The organism is Paracoccus sp. Arc7-R13 (genome assembly GCF_004010775.1).
Lineage (GTDB): Bacteria > Pseudomonadota > Alphaproteobacteria > Rhodobacterales > Rhodobacteraceae > Paracoccus > Paracoccus marcusii.
Window position 1 is genome coordinate 1,954,160 of record NZ_CP034810.1, and the last position, 18,932, is coordinate 1,973,091.

Annotated in this window: 19 protein-coding genes and 1 tRNA gene; 18 read left to right on the forward strand and 2 right to left on the reverse strand. The window is 65.6% G+C overall.

Annotated elements, in window-relative coordinates; translation table 11 throughout:
- Positions 1-11: 11 nt before the first annotated feature.
- Positions 12-95 (forward strand) — tRNA-Leu (locus EOJ32_RS09720).
- A gap of 51 nt (positions 96-146) precedes the next feature.
- Here EOJ32_RS09720 and EOJ32_RS09725 read toward each other — a convergent pair.
- On the reverse strand, positions 147-998 hold the full coding sequence (locus EOJ32_RS09725; protein ID WP_240542544.1) for a tyrosine-type recombinase/integrase: 852 nt from the start codon (positions 996-998) through the stop codon (positions 147-149).
- Between the two features lie 362 nt (positions 999-1,360).
- Here EOJ32_RS09725 and EOJ32_RS20125 point away from each other — a divergent pair, with 362 nt between their 5' ends.
- From EOJ32_RS20125 to EOJ32_RS09755, 7 genes are all read left to right on the forward strand, one after another.
- Positions 1,361-1,780 (forward strand): hypothetical protein, encoded by a 420-nt coding sequence (locus tag EOJ32_RS20125; RefSeq protein ID WP_164871422.1) that lies wholly within the window; start codon positions 1,361-1,363, stop codon positions 1,778-1,780.
- The gene (locus tag EOJ32_RS09730; protein ID WP_164871423.1) at positions 1,777-2,154 is read left to right on the forward strand and encodes a phage tail terminator-like protein; all 378 of its coding nucleotides are present in this window, start codon (positions 1,777-1,779) and stop codon (positions 2,152-2,154) included. The genes EOJ32_RS20125 and EOJ32_RS09730 overlap by 4 nt, the downstream gene beginning before the upstream one ends.
- Before the next feature lie 90 nt (positions 2,155-2,244).
- Positions 2,245-2,589, forward strand: coding sequence for a hypothetical protein (locus EOJ32_RS09735; RefSeq protein WP_127898424.1), 345 nt, complete (start codon positions 2,245-2,247; stop codon positions 2,587-2,589).
- Positions 2,590-2,591: 2 nt separating this feature from the next.
- On the forward strand, positions 2,592-2,894 hold the full coding sequence (locus tag EOJ32_RS09740; protein ID WP_127898425.1) for a hypothetical protein: 303 nt from the start codon (positions 2,592-2,594) through the stop codon (positions 2,892-2,894).
- A gap of 2 nt (positions 2,895-2,896) precedes the next feature.
- Positions 2,897-3,334, forward strand: coding sequence for a hypothetical protein (locus tag EOJ32_RS09745; protein WP_127898426.1), 438 nt, complete (start codon positions 2,897-2,899; stop codon positions 3,332-3,334).
- Between the two features lie 92 nt (positions 3,335-3,426).
- The gene (locus EOJ32_RS09750) at positions 3,427-3,927 is read left to right on the forward strand and encodes a hypothetical protein (RefSeq protein WP_127898427.1); all 501 of its coding nucleotides are present in this window, start codon (positions 3,427-3,429) and stop codon (positions 3,925-3,927) included.
- A gap of 98 nt (positions 3,928-4,025) precedes the next feature.
- A complete protein-coding gene (locus EOJ32_RS09755) occupies positions 4,026-4,277 on the forward strand; it encodes a hypothetical protein (protein ID WP_127898428.1) in 252 nt (83 codons plus the stop codon).
- A 28-nt stretch (positions 4,278-4,305) separates the two neighbouring features.
- Here the strand turns inward: EOJ32_RS09755 and EOJ32_RS09760 are convergent, their stop codons facing one another.
- Positions 4,306-4,668 (reverse strand): hypothetical protein, encoded by a 363-nt coding sequence (locus tag EOJ32_RS09760; protein WP_127898429.1) that lies wholly within the window; start codon positions 4,666-4,668, stop codon positions 4,306-4,308.
- Between the two features lie 66 nt (positions 4,669-4,734).
- Here EOJ32_RS09760 and EOJ32_RS09765 point away from each other — a divergent pair, with 66 nt between their 5' ends.
- From EOJ32_RS09765 to EOJ32_RS09810, 10 genes are all read left to right on the forward strand, one after another.
- The gene (locus EOJ32_RS09765; protein ID WP_127898430.1) at positions 4,735-9,447 is read left to right on the forward strand and encodes a tape measure protein; all 4,713 of its coding nucleotides are present in this window, start codon (positions 4,735-4,737) and stop codon (positions 9,445-9,447) included.
- Positions 9,444-10,337: a hypothetical protein gene (locus EOJ32_RS09770; protein WP_127898431.1), complete on the forward strand. Its 894-nt coding sequence runs from the start codon at positions 9,444-9,446 to the stop codon at positions 10,335-10,337. The genes EOJ32_RS09765 and EOJ32_RS09770 overlap by 4 nt, the downstream gene beginning before the upstream one ends.
- A 48-nt stretch (positions 10,338-10,385) precedes the next feature.
- The gene (locus EOJ32_RS09775; protein WP_127898432.1) at positions 10,386-11,087 is read left to right on the forward strand and encodes a hypothetical protein; all 702 of its coding nucleotides are present in this window, start codon (positions 10,386-10,388) and stop codon (positions 11,085-11,087) included.
- A gap of 11 nt (positions 11,088-11,098) precedes the next feature.
- Complete coding sequence (locus EOJ32_RS09780) at positions 11,099-11,413, forward strand: hypothetical protein (protein WP_127898433.1); 315 nt, start codon at positions 11,099-11,101, stop codon at positions 11,411-11,413.
- Positions 11,410-11,787: a DUF4376 domain-containing protein gene (locus EOJ32_RS09785; protein WP_127898434.1), complete on the forward strand. Its 378-nt coding sequence runs from the start codon at positions 11,410-11,412 to the stop codon at positions 11,785-11,787. The genes EOJ32_RS09780 and EOJ32_RS09785 overlap by 4 nt, the downstream gene beginning before the upstream one ends.
- Before the next feature lie 61 nt (positions 11,788-11,848).
- Positions 11,849-14,884: a putative Ig domain-containing protein gene (locus tag EOJ32_RS09790; RefSeq protein ID WP_127898435.1), complete on the forward strand. Its 3,036-nt coding sequence runs from the start codon at positions 11,849-11,851 to the stop codon at positions 14,882-14,884.
- Positions 14,885-14,933: 49 nt separating this feature from the next.
- On the forward strand, positions 14,934-17,459 hold the full coding sequence (locus tag EOJ32_RS09795; protein WP_127898436.1) for a hypothetical protein: 2,526 nt from the start codon (positions 14,934-14,936) through the stop codon (positions 17,457-17,459).
- Positions 17,460-18,002: 543 nt separating this feature from the next.
- Positions 18,003-18,236 carry a hypothetical protein gene (locus EOJ32_RS09800; protein WP_127898437.1) on the forward strand — a complete coding sequence of 78 codons (234 nt, stop codon included), beginning with the start codon at positions 18,003-18,005 and terminating at the stop codon, positions 18,234-18,236.
- Positions 18,233-18,412, forward strand: a complete 180-nt coding sequence (locus tag EOJ32_RS09805) for a hypothetical protein (protein ID WP_127898438.1) — start codon at positions 18,233-18,235, stop codon at positions 18,410-18,412. The genes EOJ32_RS09800 and EOJ32_RS09805 overlap by 4 nt, the downstream gene beginning before the upstream one ends.
- Entirely contained in the window at positions 18,403-18,798 is a 396-nt protein-coding gene (locus EOJ32_RS09810; RefSeq protein WP_127898439.1) for a hypothetical protein, read from the forward strand. Before EOJ32_RS09805 ends, EOJ32_RS09810 begins: the two co-directional genes overlap by 10 nt.
- Positions 18,799-18,932: the final 134 nt, after the last annotated feature.

Consider the following 18,932-nt stretch of genomic DNA (forward strand, 5'->3'; position numbering starts at 1 on the left):
GGGACCAGTCCGGGGGCGTGGCGGAATGGTAGACGCGACGGATTCAAAATCCGTTTCAGCAATGAGTGCCGGTTCGAGTCCGGCCGCCCCTACCACGCCCTTTCTGCTGACTTTTTCCGCGATGGAGACATGGCACCGCGCGTGCCTTACTCGTCGCTCTCAACACTCTTCTCAACATTCTCCGTTCGTGCTGCGTTCGTTCCACGCTTTGCGTTCGCCTCGCTGGCGCGAGCGCGTTGGCGTGCCGGGCCCGCATATTTCGCGATCATCGCAGTTGTCTTGTGGCCCGTGATGGCGGCAATCACCTCGTCGCTGCACCCCGCGGCGGCCAGCTCGGCAGTCGCGGCGTAGCGAAGCCCGTGAATGTCATAGGCACGCGCGCCGATTGCGTCTCTCACGGTTCGGACGTCCTGAGACGCAGATGAATAGCTGAGCTGCTTGCCGTGCGGCCCATAGGCACAAATTGTCAGTCCGATGCGGGGTGTCTCTTCCAGGATCACCCTCAGGCGCGGCGTGATCGGGATCCAGAGCTTAGCCTTGGTCTTGCCCTGACGGATGGCGATGCCCTCTCCGTCGATGTCCGACCATCTCATGCGCAGCACGTCACCGATCCGCTGTCCGGTTCCTAGGCACAGCTCGAAGATCAGTAGCGCCCGGCCGGAAGCCTCCGCACGGTATGCGTCGATCATATCCTGCGGCCATGCTTCGCGGGCAGGCGCATCACTGCGAAGGAGTTCCACGCCCTTGGCGGGATTGTCTGACCTCCAGCCGAGGTCGATGGCATGCTCCAACAAGATGCGGACAACCTGGACGATATAGTTCGCAAAGCGCATCTTGTCGGCGTTCGTCTCGCGCGCGCGGATGATGTCCTTCCGCTGGATGCCGCCAACCTGCAGGTGGCCGAGCTTGGCCGTAACCCACGCCAGCACCTTCTCGTAGTCTCTTGCCGTCCGTGGCGCCAAGCGCTTGTAGCGGTTGCTAGTAAGGTAATCCTTCACCAAGGCCGAGAAGGTCCTGGCTGGCGCAGCGGGCGGTATCAGTGCTCCATTCAGAAGCGCCGCGTACTCGAGGGCGAAGGCTGCTGTTCCAGCCTCAGCTTGGATCCGGGTGGTCTTGTATCGCCAGATGCTGGACCGCCCCGACATAGAGGCTGTGACCTGCAAATGGATCCATGGATTCAGCCGGGATGCCAGGCCCGATCACAAGCGCATGGATGGCGAGGTCCGCAACTTCGACGAGGGCTTCGTCATGGATGACGGGACGGTCATGCAATACCCGCACGATCCGGCTGGCGGTGTGCGGCACAGCGCCTCGTGCCGGTGCACCGCCTTCTATCGAGCAATCCCCAGGAGGTCATGAGATGGCGAGCTTTTCAGCAGACCTGAGAGCGATGGTGGATCTGGCGAAGGAAGATCTGCGGTATGTGGCGAAGCAGGCCATTCAGGACGTTCTGGAAGGGGCTCAGACCACGCAGCGGGGCATCACCCAAGGGGCGGAGAGCTTCGAGGTCGGCAAGATCCCGGTCGGCCTTACATCGGACCTGGTCAACAGCCTGTCCATAGACGGTTCGACCGGCCCGGAGGCCTACGTCACTGCCATCGCCGGAATGGAGCTCGGCGACGTGCTGACGTTCGAATGGACCGCGCCCCACGCAATGCCGATCGAGTACGGCTGGACCACCAGCGCAGGAACCATCGTCCCCGGCCGCTTCTTCGTCGGGACCAACGCCGCCAAGTTCCCGCAGTTCGTGGAAGCCCGCGCGGCAGAGGTGCGCAAGTGAAGCCATCAGCGATCCAGCACGCGATCGGGCGGCGGCTGGCGGCGATCCCCGGCGCGCCCGTCATCGTGGTGCCGAACGAGACGACCACGGCTCCGGCTGTACCCTATCTGATCCTGCAACCACGCAGCCGGGCCGATCTGGACCCGACGCTCGCAGGAAGCGATGGCTATACCGAGGGCAGCACCATCGTGATGGTCGTGGTGGCGCTCAACAGCCGCACCACGGCTGCCGATGATCTCGCAGCGAAGATCAAGGCCGCTTTCCCGAAGGCCGCACGCTTCGAAGGCGTGACGGTCCGACAGTCGTCTGTCCTCACCGGCTATCCGGACGCCGTGTCGTGGCGCGTGCCCGTGCAGATCGACTGGATCGCCTGAATCCATTCCCTGCCTCGGGATGCCCACGGGCAGCAGAGGCACCCCACCAGACCGCCCTGACAAGGGCCCAACCAGCGAAAGGGGCCGCTCATGGCCACTATTGTCAAAACGTCCATGGGCGGCCCCGGTCAGCGGCCCGTGACGGAGGTCACCCTGACCGCAACGAACGTGCTGACCTACGAGCCCGGCACCGGCCAGGTGCTGATCCTGCGCAACCCCACGGCGGGCGCGGTGTCGTCTGTCATCGACGGAGCGGACGGGACCACCGTCAGCTACCCCGGTGCACCGAACATCTCCGTCGCAGCGGGCTTTGCGGTCGGTGCGATCCCGGCAGGGGGCGTCGTGGCCGTCCCGCTCGATACCATCTCGGCCTACCTGCAGGGCGCCATCAACGTGACCGGCACCGGCCTCGTCGCCGTACTCCTGGGGAACTGATCATGGCGAGCATCACCAACAACACCCGCGAGGCCGTGATCCTGCCGACTGGCCACACCGTGGCCCGGCTGGACCGCCTCGAGACCACAAACGCGGTCCTGCGCAGCCCGGACAATGTCCGTACGATCACCACCATGGTCGCGGTCAGGATGATCGACGTCGAATACGACCCGGACCCGATCAAGGAAGCCGCTGAGGCCGTCACGTCGGTGATCGATGCGCCGGACCGCAAGCCGTCTCCTCAGATCCCGCTCTCCCCCACCGAACGGGCCGCCGCGCTCGCTGAACCCAAGAAGGACGCCTGATCATGGCACTCATCACCTATATCGGCGCTCTGGTCGCCGTATCCGCGGGCGTTCCCGCAACCGTCGACGCGGCAGGCTTTGCCGCCCGGACCTATTCCACGGTCGGCAAGATCACCGAGTGGGGCGAGACGGGCGACCAGTCCGAGGACGTGACCGAAACCACCCTGGCCGGGCGGACCTATCACGCCAACGGCGCCCTAGACGGCGGGTCGATCCCCTTCACCTTCCTGATCGACGGCCCCGATGCCGGGCAGACGATCCTGAAAACCGCCAACAACACCAACGACGAGGTCTCGGTCCGGATCACCGATCCCGACGGCCAGATCATCTACTACCACGGCAAGGTCGCCAACCTGCGCGACCGTGCCCGCAACGCGTCGACCATGAAGGGTCTGAGCGGCGAGTTCCGCGTCAATTCCGGGACGGTCCGCGTCGGCTAATCCGGTCGGCTTCGGCTGATCGGTAAGGGGCGGCGGCTTCGGGTGTGGACCGCCGCCCCATCACCTCACACACCCCATGCAAAGGACACACCATGGATTTTCTGAAGCAATACGACGCGCGCGGCGCGGCCGAGACCGCCCGCCCGCTGGAGCTGCGCGACCAGGCCACCGGCGAGGTGATCGAGAACAACGGCAAGCCTTGCATCGTCATGGTCAAGGGCGCCTCCAGCCGGGCCGTGCAGGCCGAGCTGCGCCGCGACGAGCTGGAGCGGGCGAAGAAAGCCAAGGCCGCCGCCAAGACCGGCACGCAGATCGACACGAACACCGCGCAGGATATGCACGAGGCGACCGTGAAGGCCGCGCTGCGCCTGATCGTGGGCTTCGGCAACATGCAAACCACCGGCGAGGACGGTAAGGCACGCGACCTGACCGTCGAGGATGCGCCGGCGCTGCTGGACCTGAACTTCATCAGCATGGCGCACCTGATGCGCGAGAAGGACGCTGAGCACTGGACCAAGCCGAGCTTTGCCCAGCAGGTCCTGGACTTCGCCCAGGATGATGCGGATTTTTTGGCGGCGTCCACGAAGCCCTAGTCCTCTACGCCCGGCAGCTAGCATTCCTGCACGGGACGCCAAAGAGCTGGAAGGAGACGAGGCTGCAGTACGCCCGCAAGAAGGGCCGTGACGTCAAGATGCCCCCCGTCGCGGCGGGGGCGTACCTGATCGACGCCATGTTCCGGCTCGGCCCGGTGCGCGCGGACGTTAACGGCACCCGAGGCGTGGACTGGACCGAGCTGGACGCCTTCGCGCGCCTGACACGGGCGATCAGCGAGCCGTGGGAGGCGGAGGCACTGCACGCGATGTGCGATGCCTATGCAGCCGAACAGGCAGAGGCGGAGGACTCGCTGCGGGATCCGCCGCTGGCCGGGTCGTGGTGGATTTAGTTACTAGCGCATCAGTCAAGGGAGTGTGCTATTCGGGAAACGTTGCTTCGAACACCAGCAACGTGACCGTACCGCCATCAATCTGCAGTTCAGCCGACACCTCAGCACGACATTGCTCGTCCGGGTCGGCCCAAACGTCGTCTTTGGCAACGCAGTCAGTTATTTTTCGTAGGGTATCCCGATCAACGGCAAGCTCAGTGGAGTATAATCCATCTTCGGTTCTTAAAAACGGACCTGAAGAACTAAGGGATCCTACAAAAAAACCTGATGCTCTAGCTTCTACGCCTGACAATTCGCCAATCACTTCCGATATCTTAGGAAGCGTATCTGACTGTGCATATGCGGTCGATCCTCCGACCATAATAGCCGCCGTAATATAGAAATACTTCATCGCCACTCCCTTACCTCGTCGCTCAAAAGGCTACGTGGCTTTTGCATATGCGCCAAGGATAAACAAATGACCGCAGGTCCGACGCTCCAGCTCATCGTCGACACCACCCGCATGGCACCGGGCGAAAAGGCTCTGGACAGCCTTGCGCGCAAGGGTGAGCAGACCGAGCAGAAGATCACTGCCAGCATGTCTGATATCGAGCGTGCGATGGCGAAGTCCGGGGTCGCGACGGGTCGTTTCGGCGCTGGAATGGGCCAGCTCGACAAGGCTCTTGTTCAGGCGACGGGTGATCTGCGTCCTCTGAACCGTGAGCTTGATGAGACCGGGCGCGCCGCCAACAAAGCCGGCGGAGCATTCGCAGGCATGACCGGGAAGATCCGCCTGATGCTGGGAGGCCTCGGCGCAGCCTTGGGCGTCCACCAACTGGTCAATTACGCGGATACCTGGTCCGACATTTCTGCGCGTGTCGGCCTGGCTGTCGGTGACATGGATAACGCGGCCCCGACGATGGCCCGCCTCTCTGACATGGCGCGGCAGACCTATTCGTCTCTGAACCTGACGGCCGAGGGCTTCATCGCCAATAGCGTCAGCTTGCGCGAGCTGGGCCTGAACACTCAGCAGCAGCTGGATTACACTGAAGCGCTGAACAACGCCCTGGTGGTGTCCGGCGCCCGCGGGCAACGCGCTGAGAGCGTGAACCGTGCGCTGGCCGCATCGATGGCAATGGGCAAGATGCAGGGCGATCAGCTTAACACCGTGCTGACGTCCGGCGGTCGCGTCGCACAGGTCCTGGCCGCTGAACTGGGCACGACCACGAACGGCCTGCGGCAGATGGCAACCGACGGCAAGATCACCTCCGATGTGATCTACAATGCCCTCGTCGGGTCAATGGGCGCGCTTCGTGATGAGGCCGCATCCATGCCTGCCACGATGGGCGACGCCTTCACTCTGATGGGCAACTCCATCCTGACGTTCGTCGGGTCGTTCGATCAGGTGACGGGGGCAAGTGCCGCCATGGCCACGGGCATCATCAAGGTGTCGGACGGCATCAAGTATCTTGCCGCGAACTCGAACATTGTCATCGGCGCGCTTTCCGGAATCACCGCAGCACTTGTCGCGTCGTTCATTCCTGCGGCATACGGGGCTGTCACAGCACTCGCTGCACAGACAGGCGCGTTCATCCTGCTGAATGGCGGGATCTGGGGCTCCGTGGCCGCTCTGGTTGCCATGCGCGGCGCGCTGATCGCCTCGGGCATCGGGGCCATAGCCGTGATCGTCGGTCTTGGCGTGAAGGCGGTTCTGGACCTCTCCGACGAGCTTGGCGGCCTCAATGGTGTCTGGAAGCTCATGGGGATGGTAGCCACGGACGTGTGGCAGCGCATCAACGCTGGCGGATCCTGGCTCGTCGGTAGCTTGCAGGGGTTCTTCGGGACCATTCGCGCCAATTGGAACGTCATGCTTTCGGGCATGCTGACCGATTGGGGACAGGCCATGACCAAGATCGCACAGGATCTATCGTCGCGGAATGTCGCGAAGCTCCCTTGGGCGACCGACCTCATCGAAGGCATGAACGAAGCCGGTTTTGCAATCCAGGCGACTGCTGGGCAGATGGCAATCGACGCCTCCAGCGCCTTGGATACCATCGCGGAAGGAGCCATCTCTACCGCGGCCGCCTTCGACCGGATGATGACGCCCACGCCCATCGCGAACATGAAGCTCGCGATCCAGGGCCTCATCCCAACTGTCAAAGAGGCTGAGGCAACTGTCGAAGACGCAGTCATTCCGACCCTCAACCTCGGAGGTGCAGCCACCGGAGCTGGCAAAGCCGCATCGGGTGCGGCCAAGGGCGTGAACGAACTGTCCCAAGCCGCTGATCGTTGGCGCCAGAAGTTGCAGGGCGCCCTCGGCCCCATGGCCAGCTACAACCGCGACACGGCTGAGCTGGCGTCTCTGCATAAGGCGGGTGCGCTGAACGCGGCCGACTATGCCAAGGCGCAGGCGTTGGTCACGGGTGAGCTGGCTGACGGACTGCCCATGGTCGGTGACGTCTCCAAGGCGTTCGGCGACTTCATCGCGGGCGGCCTGCGCGATGCCAAGGGCGCGTTCGACAGCATCCTAGGCAGCTTCAAGAACATGATCTCCCAGATGATCGCCATGGCTGCCCGAAACCGCATCATGCTGTCCATGGGCTTCAGCGGGAGTGGTATTGGTGCCGCCGGGAGTGCCATGGCAGGCATGCCGGGCGCGGCCGGGGCGCCCGTGGGCGGTCTGACCGGCGTCGGTGGGGTTCTGGAAGGCATCGCGTCGCTCGGCACCGCAGCCATGTCCGCCTTCACCGGCGGCCTGCAGGCGGCCATGGGCGGCATCGGGTCGATCACCCAGTACACGTCTCTGATGATGGGTGGCGCGACGACGAGCCTTGCCGGGCTCGCCTCGGCTGCTGGGGCCATCGCCGTTCCCCTGCTGGCGGTCGCCGCGGTGTTCTCCTTCTTCAGGAAGAAGACCAAGGAACTGGATGCCGGTCTGCGCATCACCGTCGATGGCTTGAACACCGCGGTCGACACCTTCCGCAAAACCGAGACGCGCCGGTTCTGGGGCCTGTCGAAGAAGACCCGCACCAGCTACGACCGCGCCGATCAGGAGACCCAGGACGCGCTGTCCAGCATCGTGGGCAACATCCAGACCGGTGTCATGGATGCCGCCGCGGCGCTCGGCTTCGGTGCAGAGACCTTCGCGGGTTTCGCCCACCAGATGACCATCAGCACCAAGGGCATGAGCAAGGAGGATGCGCAGCGCGCCGTCGAGCAGGCCCTTGCGGGTCTCGGCGATGGGTTCGCCGGCATGATCCCCGGCCTCAATGCCCTCCGCAAGGATGGCGAGAGCACCACGGAGGCGCTGAACCGCCTGTCCACGTCGCTGACCGGGGTCAACGGCATCATGGACACCCTGGGGCACCGCTTCCATGCCGTGGGCCTTGCCGGTGCAGATGCGGCGTCCAAGATCGCCGAGGCATTCGGCGGCCTGGACGCGATGGTGAGTGCCACGCAGCAGTACTACCAGGCGTTCTATACCGATGCCGAACGACTGACCGTCACCACCCGCCAGACCTCGGCCGCTTTGGCGAAGTTGGGCATCGCCATGCCGCAGACCCGCCAGGAGTACCGCCGCATGATTGCGTCCCTGGACCTGACCACGGAAGCGGGCCGCGAGGCCTATGCCGCGCTGATCGGCCTGTCGGGTGCCTTCGACCTGATCCTGCCGCAGATCTCGGGCTTCACCCGGGAGATGGCGGCACTACAGGATCGGGTCGTCGCCTCGATCGGCACCGTCATCGGCGGGCTGTCCGAAGCGATCCGTCTGAACACGTCCGCCGCGGCCGACTGGCGCAAGGCGGGCGACGGCATCCGCGATTACCTGGACAAGCTCCGGGGCACGGCCTCGGCACTGTTCAGTCCTCAGCAGGCGCGCGCCTACAACCAGGCGCTCTACCAGCGCACCTTGAGGCAGGCCAACAGCGGTGATGTGGAGGCGGCGGGGCGTCTGCCCGGCGTGGCCGACAGCTACCTGTCCAGCGTCAACGGCATGGCACGGTCCAGGACCGAGTCCGCGCTGGCACAGGCCCGCGTGGCCGTGGCGCTGAGCAAGGTCGCGGTCAGGACCGACACCACCGCGACGGCACTGGAACGGGTCGCGGCGCTGCAGCAGCGGCAGGTCGACATCCTGACCGGCGTGCAGAACCACCTGGCGGCAGGCAACACCCTGACGCAGGCGGGGATCACGCGGCTTCTGGGGCAGCTGGGCAGCCTGGATGATCGCATCGCGCTGCGGGCCGGCGATGCCCGCACCATCGTCGCGGGCGTCAGCGACGCCTTGGGCAATGCCAACGTCACGGCATCGCTCACGGGCGCGGACGGGCTGCGCACCAGCATGGGCACGCTGCGCACCTCGCTGGTGGATCTGCGTCAGGCCATCGCGGCCGAAACGGCGCGGAGCGAACGGCAGCGGAAGGTCGCGGCCCTGAACACGTATGTCGGAGGCCTCACGGCCAATGCAGCGGGCAACCACTTCGTGGACGATGCCGATCTCACGGCGATGTCGCGGGCCGCGGGGATCAACACGGCCGGGCTCAACACCAGCCAGATCCGCAACCGGCTGGCGGCCTTCGACGGCGGCGACCTGCTGCGCGGGACGGTCTACGATCCCACGGGCAACCTGGAGCGCAACTACCTCGAGAAGGAGCGCCTGAAGCAGGAGGTCAGCGGCATCTACGGCACCATCCGGCAGATGATGACCCAGTACGGGGTGACCACGGCCAACCCGTTCGTGCTGAACGACAAGGGCGTGCGGTCCAACCCGCACACCGGGCACTTCTTCATCAACGGGAGGCACATCACCGACCACAACCACCCGTTCTGGAACACCCTCTGGGGTTCGGGCGGGCTGTGGGCGCGGTTCACGTCCGCCGAGACGGCGCTGCGCAACACGCCGGGCTTCGCGACGGGCGGCACTCACCTCGGGGGCCTCCGCATCGTGGGCGAGAACGGTCCGGAACTGGAAGCCACCGGTCCGAGCCGCATCTTCAGCCACCGCCAGAGCCGCGCCATGCTGGACAACAGCGAAGTGGTGCGGGAACTGCGCGCGGTCCGCGCCGAGCTTGCGGAGATGAAGGCGCACGCCCGCGGCACGGCCGAGAGCACGAGGGACACGTTCAAGACGCTGCGGGAGATCAATTCCGTAGGCGTGAAGATCGATCCCGACCAGAACAAGGTAGCGACGTGAAGATCATCGAGCCGTACGACGTCACCCCCGCCATGATGCTGGCCAGCAATGTCCCGGAGACCGACCACCTCGCGTGGGCCGCCGGGACGAGCTATGCGAACGGCGCGCGGGTGATCCGGCAGAACGCCATCTGGGAAAGCCTCCAGGCGGCCAATGTCGGGCACGACCCTCTCACGGACGTGGCGTCGGAGTGGTGGTTCCGGATCGGGGCGACCAACCGCTGGCGCGCCTTCGACAACCGGCTTGGCGGGGTCACCCGCCAGCCTGGCAACATCACCTACACGATCCGCCCGCCCCGGACCCTCAACAGCATCGCGTTCTTCGGGCTCGATGCGCAGAGCGTCCGGATCAGGGTCACCACCCCGGGCGCCGTGCTGATCTACGACCAGACCTTCCAGCTCGCCGCGCGCGACCAGGTAGGGACGTTCTGGGAATACATCTACACGCCCTTCACGGTTCGGTCGGACCTGATCCTGACAGGTCTGTCGCTGCCGTCCGGGTCCTCGATCGAGATCACCGTCGCCTCGACCGGCTCGGCCGAGGTCGGCGAGATCATGATCGGCAACCAGATCGACATCGGCATCACGCTGATGGGATCGAGCCTGGGCATCGTGGACTATTCCCGGAAGGACCGGGACGAGTTCGGGGGCGTGTTCATCGTCCCCAGGCCTGTCAGCGAGACCGTCCGGTTCCGCTTCTCTGTGCCCTCCGGCGGGGAGGCCCGCGTGCAGCAGGTCATCCGGCGGATCACGTCCAAGATCTGCGTCTTCTACGCCATCGAGGGCGAGGACCGGTTCGGGATGACCATTGCGGGCATCCTGCGCGACTACGACCTGACGATCGGCGCGGGCAAGTCCTTCGGCACGATCGACGCGGAAAGCCTTGTCTAACAGCTTCATCCATTATCTCAGGAGCGCCCGTCACCCGGGTGATTTCGCATGGCAATTACCCCACCGCCTACGCCGCCGAACACCGGCAACCCTGCGCAGCTGGAGGAGCGGGCAGACGCGTTCTTCGGCTGGTTTCCGACATTCGTCGCGGACTATAACGGCGACCTGCCCCTGCTGCGCGGGAAGACCTATGCCACCCGCGGCGGGACGGCGAACGCGATCACGCTGAGTACCGGGGGCGTGGAGCTTGCGACGGGAATGCAGGTCCGGTGGCGGGCGTCGGCGGCGAACACCGGTCCGGTCACGATCAACGTCGACGGGCAGGGCGCGATGGAGGCGCGGACCATCACCAACGTTGCACTGCCCGCCGGCTACATCCGCACCGATGCCGACACGGTCGCGACCTATGACGGGACGCGCTGGATCGTCGACCGCCAGATCGAGAGCGGGATCAATGCCAACGGGGCGTTCCAGCGCACCGCGGACGGCACGTTGCTGTGCTGGGGCTTCGTGACAAGCAGCTCAACCGCCGAAACTGCGGCGACCTTCCCTGCGGCCTTCGTGGCGTCAAACGCTGCCAGCGAGATCATGGTGTCACTGGGTGTCAACTCGAGCAGCGAGACCTTTGCGATCACCGCGCGCTTCACCGGCATGACCACCACCGGCATGAGCGTATCCGCGTTCCGCGCCCTTACCGAGGCACGCATCTCCGTGCGCGTCACCTTCATCGCCGTTGGCCGCTGGTACTGAGGATCACTTCCATGAAGATCATGTTCACCCCGCAACTGCGGGCCGATGCCCTGTCGCTGTCCCTCGACGGCGACGTGCTGACCGTCAACGGCACCGCCTACGACTTCGACCCGCTGGCCGAGGGCGGCACGCTGCCCCGTGAGGCTGTCGGCTGCCCGCTCCTGGCCTCTGACGTCACCCGTGAGGGCGGTCACATCACGCTGACGCTGATCCTGCCACACGGCAGCGACGCGCCGGAGGAGGCCCGGTTCCCCCAGCCCATCACCGTCACCCAGACCGGGCCCATCCCGGTGCCCGTGACCTATGCCGAGGAGACGCCCGAATGATCGATTGGAGCCAGGTCGTCACCGCCGAGCAGCAGCAGGAGACGGATCGCCAGGCGCTGCGCGATCAGATCGCGACCCGCCGCCACGAGGCGATGTGCGCCGGGATCAGCATCTCGGGGATGTCGGTCGCGACTGACGACGTCAGCCAGACCCGTTTCGCCGGGGCCGCCGTCAGCGCCATGCTGGATCCCGACTATGCCGTCCGATGGAAGACAGGCGACGGCTCGTTCCGGCTTTTGTCCGGTGCCGAGATCATCGCGATCGCCACCGCCGTCCGGGCCCATGTGCAGGCTTGCTACGACCGCGAGGCCGACCTGCTGGCGGCACTGGACGCGGGCGAAGCCGTCGATCCGGACGCAGGCTGGCCCGGCTAGAGCAGCCCGTCCAACCATCGCGACCACCCCCCTGCGAGGGGCACAATCACCGAGAGGGGCCATGGCCAACATCATCAAGACCTCCGTCGGGGGGGCCGGTACGCGGCCCGTCACGGAGATCGTCCTGACCGCCACCAACGACCTGACCTATGAGCCGGGGGCGGGGCACGTGCTGATCCTGCGCAACCCGACCGCGGCATCGATCGACTGCGTGCTGCGCGGCGCGGACAGCACGACCGTCAACTTCCCCGGCGCGCCGTTCATCTCCGTCGCCGGCGGCTACTCCACCCCCGTCCCGACCGGTGCCGTCCGCGCCATCCCGCTCGACACCGTGGCCGCCTATCTGAAGGGTCCCGTGACCGTCACCGGTGCAGGTCTGGTCGCGGTGCTGATGCGCGCAGTGAACGGGCGGGGTGCCAGGTCCATCTTCAACGATCCCCCGGCGGTCGTATCGGGCGAGATCCCGGCTGCCGACCCGGCCATCGTGACCAACCCCGTGATCACCGGCAGCACGGTTGCAGGCGGCACGCTGTCATCGACGCTTGGAACCGCCAGCGGCAATCCTGCGCCAAACGCGACGCGGCAATGGCTGGCTGACGGTGTGGCCATCGCTGGCGCAACCGGTGCTATGCTAGACACCACGGGCCGTGCCGGCCAGTCCATCAGCCTGCGCGTGACCTGGTCCAACGGCATCGGAAGCCCGGCCGTCGCAACGTCCAATGCCATCGCCATCGTGGCCGCTGCGACCGCCCCCGTTCCGTTCGTGTCAGGCGACTGGTCCCTCGCCACAGGTCTGGAAGCGAACCAGCTGGTCGTGAACATTGCATCGCTGCCGGCCAACGGCGGGTCGCCGATCACCGCGATCCAGTACTCCGCCAACGGCGGCACGTGGACGGCGCTGCCTGGTGGTGCTGGAACCGGCCCCCGCACGCTGACCATGCCCGCAGCCGCCACGAGCTATTCGATCCGCCTGCGTGCGGTGAACGCAGTGGGAAACAGCACGCCCGGCGACACGAAGACCGCCACCAGCGGCGCCGCTGCCCCCATGATCGGCGGCGCATCCATCGGTCAGGCGGGCGCATCCGGCACGATCTACAACGGCTACGTGTTGGCGGACGGCGACGACTTCGACGACATGACCGCCGCCGACTTCCTGACGCCGACCAGCGCGGACGGCGCCTACATGACCACCCGGCACTACGGCATCCAGTCGACCGCGCCGCGCTACCTGCGCGGGGCCGCGAGCCTCGGGGGCTACGAGGCCGACCCGTGGCATACAGGCTTTCTGGACGCGAACCGCGGCGTCGTGCCGGCCAGCTACGCCGACATGATCACGTTCGAGAACGGCATCCTGCGGGCGAAGTCGCGGCGCGCGACGACGGCGGAGCGGGCGCTGATGGGCGCGCTGAACGGCAAGCTGAACCTGTCGTCCATGATCCACATGGGACGCCGCAACATGATGCGCGCGCCGTGCCTGATGGAGATGCGCCTGCGCTTCCCTTCCGAGCTGTCGTCCTGGAACCAGTGGCACCCGACGTTCTGGCTGATCCAGTCGCAACCGGGCAACGGATGGGACGGCCTGGAGCTGGACTGTGAGGGCTTCGCACCCGCGCTGCAGTTCAACCGCAACACCTGGAACAACGGGGTCGGCTCCTACGGTCCGACCCTGGGCAACACCGCGCCGGTCAGCGAGACCGAGTTTCGGGACTATGCCTTCGAGATCCTGCAGGTGGGCGGCGTCTGGCGCGTGCGGCTGTGGGAGAACGGATCGCTGGTGGAAGAAGGCTCGCCCGACTACGGCGGAAACGCGTTCGATCCGTCGCGGCCGTTCCACCTGATGATGACGAACCACATCCTGCAGTCCGGGATCAACCAGGCGATCTTCGATGCGGCCGGGGATGCCGGCGCCGACATCGAGTGCGACTGGTGGCGGGCATGGCGACCCAGCACCGGCACGTTCCGCCAGCCGCTGGTCCCGGCGGCCGTGCTGGAGACCCCGTTCAACACGGCGTTCTCCTTCGCGCTGTCGACCCCTCAGCAGGTCTGGGGCAGCGATGTCACCGCCGACGTGATCGAAATGATCCCGAACGAGGACAACACCCCGGCGCAACCCTGGGTGCGCGGCCTGCTGCCGCCTTCGGTCACGCGAACCGGGAACACGCTGGCCGGGACGATCGGGGACAATCCGGGGCAGCTGGTCCTCGCCCGGTCGGCGACGCCTGCGCTCGGCGATGGCTGTGTGCCGCAGCCGATCACGATCGCAGTCGGCCCGACCATTCGATGGGCGGACCAGACCTTCACCGAGGGCAGCGCGGTGAGCGTCGACCTGTATGCGCTCTGTGACTGTGGGGATCTGCACATCGGCAAGACTGTCGCGGTGACCGGCCTTGCAGGGTCGGGACTGTCCTACAACGCAAGCACCGGCCTGCTGACCGGAACACCCGTTCTGGGCTCATACAGCATCGCCGTGACGGTGACCAACGCACGCGGACAGACCGCGACCCGCAATTTCACCTTGACGGTGAGCGCGGCCGGTTCGGCGATCACCACCTTCACCGATACCTTCGACAGGCCCAACGAGAACCTGGAGGCGTCTCCGTCGTGGGCGCTGCTTTCGGGCACCGCAGGCACCGGTAAGGTCGTCTCCAACAGGATGGTCGGGTCTGGGACCGCAAGCGTGACGGCGTGCTACCTGTCGCCCGACATCGGCTCCGCCGATCATGCCGTCGAGTTCTCGACGCGATCGAACGGTGCCGGGCCTTATGTCATGTGCCGCCTGACTGCACTGCTGACCGGTATCGGCATTCGCATCGCCGGCAACGTTCTCAGCGTCTGGAAGCTGGTCAACGGGGAGTTCACGCTGATCGCCGACTACAACGTCACCTACGTCGCCGGCATGACCATCCGCCTCGAGGTGATCGGAAGCCAGTTCAGGGTTGCGGTCAACGGGACAAGGGTCACCACGACCTTCGGCACCGAGACCATTCCCGGCACGGATCTTCCGTCCTCCACGCGCCAGGGCCTGAGCCTGCGCACCACCGCGATGACACTCGAGGATTACAGGACGGAAGCGATCTCCGCTTTCACCATCGTCTGAGCCCTTCGCGAAACCACGCATCCTGAAAACCGTCCAGAAAGGACACTTCATGCACACCGCTGAAATCGCGGCGCGCCTCGGCGTCATCAATGGCGAGTCCGCGCGCCCCTTCATCAACGCCTTCAAGCAGGCCTGGTCCTGGCAGGCCGACCGGGGCGGCGCGCAATGGGATCAGCTGGTCGCGGCCGGTCACATGACCCCCGGCGGCCAGCTGATCTCGATCCCGCCGGGGTCGGGCGGGTTCCGCACCCGCCTGTTCCACAACATGCCGGCGGAGTCGGGTGGCTCCGGCCGTCATCGCCTGCGGTGGGACGGGACCTGCACCATCGATCTGCACGGGGCCCGCAACATCACGCGCGTGTCGCCGAACGAGATCCAGTTCGACTTCACTGCCAATGGTGCGTCCTGGATTGACCTGATCGTCCGAACGATCGACCCGGCAGGTGGCCCGATCGAGAACATCGCGCTGGTGCATCGGGATGACTGGGCCGACGCCGACCGGGGTCAGATCTTCCGCCGGCAGTATCTGACCGAGGTCGCGCCCTATCACGCCCTGCGGTTCGACGAGTGGATCGGCATCCTGACTTCGGAGAACCAGGGCGGGCTGCGGATCACGGATTGGGCCAGCCGGGCTCGACCGACCGACGAGATCTTCCACCGCTTCGTACCCTACGAGTGGATGGCGGCGCTGTGCCGCGAGACGGGCGCCGATATGTGGCTGTGCCTGCCGACCGCAGCTACCGACGATCACATGCGCCAGTGCGCGGCTCTTATCCGCGATTTGATGCCGGCGCCGCGCAAGGTGATCTGCGAGCTGAGCACCAAGACGTGGGACCACTCCGGGACGCCGCAGGCCCATTACTTCGCCAAGCTGGGCCGCGACACCTTCGGCACCAACACCGGCCAGGAGTATCTGAACGGGTACGCAATGCGGGCCACCCGCATGGCGCAGATCTGGCGCGAGGTCTGGGGCGATGATGCGCGCCTCAAGCTGGCCATCCAGACGCAGACCGACAACGAGGGCGTCGTGGTGGACATCCTCAACGCGCCGCAATGGCGGGCGGCTGTTGGCCGCCAAGGCGTGCCCCCCTACGTCGCGCCACATAGCGTCTTCGACGTGCTGGCGGTCCATGCGCAGATCGACGGCGGCATGGCCTATGGCGGGCGGGCGGCACAGATCGAGGGCTGGCGCACGACCCTGAGCCAGACCGAGGCCTTCAGCCGGATGCGCGACCTGCTGCTGTCCGGTGGCGGCCGAACCGTGCGCGGCCTGACGCCCAAGTGGCAGTACTTCCGCCGGGCGACTAAGGAGCATGGCATGGAGCTGGCGGCCTACGAGGTCGGCAACCACATCAACGGTATCGGTGGCAGCCCGGCCTATCGTGCCTTCGTCCACGCCTTCGCGGTCAGTCCGCAGATGGGTGAGGTCTACGCCGCGACCTTCGCCGCCCTCAATGCCGCAGGCTTCGACGGGCCGCTTGCCATGTCGGTCGAATGCCGGATGCCCGACCAGAACATCTGCCACGGCCTGCAGCGCTGGCTGGGTGACCGTAACCCGGCCTGGGCCGCCGTGCGGGCGCTGATCGAGGATGCGCCTGTTACGGTGCCTGAGCCCGCGCCTGTGCCGGCTCCGGAGCCTGACCCGGTGCCGACGCCCACCCCGGACCCCGATCCGGAACCAGCCCCCGAGGAACGCGACATGGCCGAACGCCAAATGCTGACTGCCCTTCTGAGCCTGCTGAAGGAGGGTGTGAGCCTGCTGGAAGCCTATCTGTCCGCCGAACCTGCGACCCCGGCCCCGGCGCCAGATCCGGAGCCGACCCCTGCGCCTGCGCCTAAACCGGAGCCGGTCCCTGCGCCGAGCAAAATGCTGCCCAGCTTCCGTCATGTGCAGGACTTCGGGGTCGACCGCGCGCTGGACTTCGACTGGAACAACCCGAACATGCACATCTACCTGCCGAACTGGGCGGGCGGTGATGAAGAAAACGGCGTTGGAGGCAGCGTCGGCACTCCTGCCATGATCGACTACAACGCCGACAAGTCCGTGACCCTGCGGGCCGGTATGGTCGATGGACGCTGGCGCACCGGAGCGCTGCAGGTGAACCGTCGTCAAGCACCTCGCGGCAAGTGGGGCGCTGTGGTCACCAGCCACACCAACAAGGCGGTCAACGCGTTCTTCATCCATGCAGGCAACGGCAAGGAACTGGACTTCGAACTGGTGAAACGTAACGGCGTGATCGGGTGGGCACCCGCCGTCCACATGCCGCGTCGGGGCGGCGGTCGTGCCTCGTCGGACAAGCGGCAGATGGCCGTGGGGCCGTTTACGCCTGGCGTTCAGCAGCGGCTTGTCACGGAACTGTTCGCCGACAAATGCGACTTCTACATCGACGGCGTGCTGTTCGAGACGATCCGCCCAGTCGACATGGCCGACGGCTTCATCTGGGATACGACCACCGATGCCTATGCCATGGCGACGATCGAGCGGCATCGCTCGTGGGCAGGGTGGTCCGCTGCCGACTACGCTGAACCGAGCAGCATGACCGTTCACGGCTTCCTGCTGCCCTCGATGCCTTGAGGCAAAGAAAAGGGCCTCGCCTTCCGGCGAGACCCTGTTTGGCACTTGCGGCACTGGTTACGAATACGTCTGCACAACTTGCTGCATTGCAGAACCGTTCCGTACATTTTGCTCTAAGATGTTTGGTCGGTCAGGCAGCCACCCCTCCCAGAACCACTGCCCGACCGAAGGCAAGCGTAGCGCCATTTGCAGCCCTGCGCGCCTGGCTAAATTGGTACATGTTTATCGGCGAAATAACGGCCCCCGGAGGAGGCTCCGGGGGCCTGCGCAAAGCGCCGATACACCCGCCTAGTATAGGCTGAGAGAGGGATAACCCTGCCTATCGGGCACGCTTGGCGTTTGAATTTGCACATCGCGCATCTGTGAAGGTAGCACGATTTTTCGGGCTGTCTGCACTGATTTGTTTATTAACCCTAACCCGCCATCGCGCGGGCTTCTTATGCCCGGTCGCCGGGCGTGAACCCCACCCCATTTCACGGAGGCCGCGATGGCTGAAGACACCACCCGCCGTCGCACGGCCGGGCCGATACCATGAATGAGCTGATGACTCTCGTCCGGGAGGTGGGCGGCGGCCTCGCCGGTGTCGTGATCGTCGTTCAGGGCTGGGCCAACTGGATCCAGTACAAGCGCAACGGCGAGCTGCAGGACAAGATGCTGGAGATGGCGCAGGCGATGGTGAAGGAAAGCCGCGACCTGATCACCGACACGAACAAGACCACGGCGGCGAACACCGAAATCATGGGCCGGGCGGTCCGGCTTCTGGAGGACCGGCGATGATGGGGCGGCTCATTCGACAGCTGACCGGCCACGGGCGCAGGGCCGAGAAGGCCGACACGATCATGCGCGAACACATGACAGACTCGGCCCCGGAGAAGCGGGCCATCAAGGCGCGGGTGCGGGCAATCGAACGCCTCGTGGAGCAGCTGGAGAAGGACACGCAGACATGGCACTAACTATCGGGCTGATCGCCGTCATCAACGCGCTCGGCTATTTTGCCGTGATCTGGGCATTCCGTGCCAGCTTCCGAGAGCTGCGGTCCGCGACCTGGTGGTTCGCCACCGGCTTTATGATCCTCGCCGGCGCCATCATCCTGCGCGGCCTCTATTGGGATGTGGGCATGCCACTGCTTCGGATGTGGGTGCCGGGGTTCGCCGAGCAGTGGACCGATGCGACCCGCGGGCGGCTAATCAACATCGTCTTCGGGCTGATGAAGATGGCGTCGTTCTTCTGCGCCCTGAAATGCCGCCAACTGCTGATCCCGGAGAATGAGCGGCATCACTGGCCGCTGTGGCGCGCTTGGCTGCACCCCACAAAGATTAGGCTGCTGCCTTGGCGATAAAAAATTGCCCCGCTGGCAGGCGTGGCGAGAACAGAAGCAGGGATAAATATCCCACTGTCTACCCCGACTGAACGGGCCCCATCCCAGATCGTTCCGTCGTAAGTTTCCTCGAGAAACTAGCGGCGGTCCCAGAT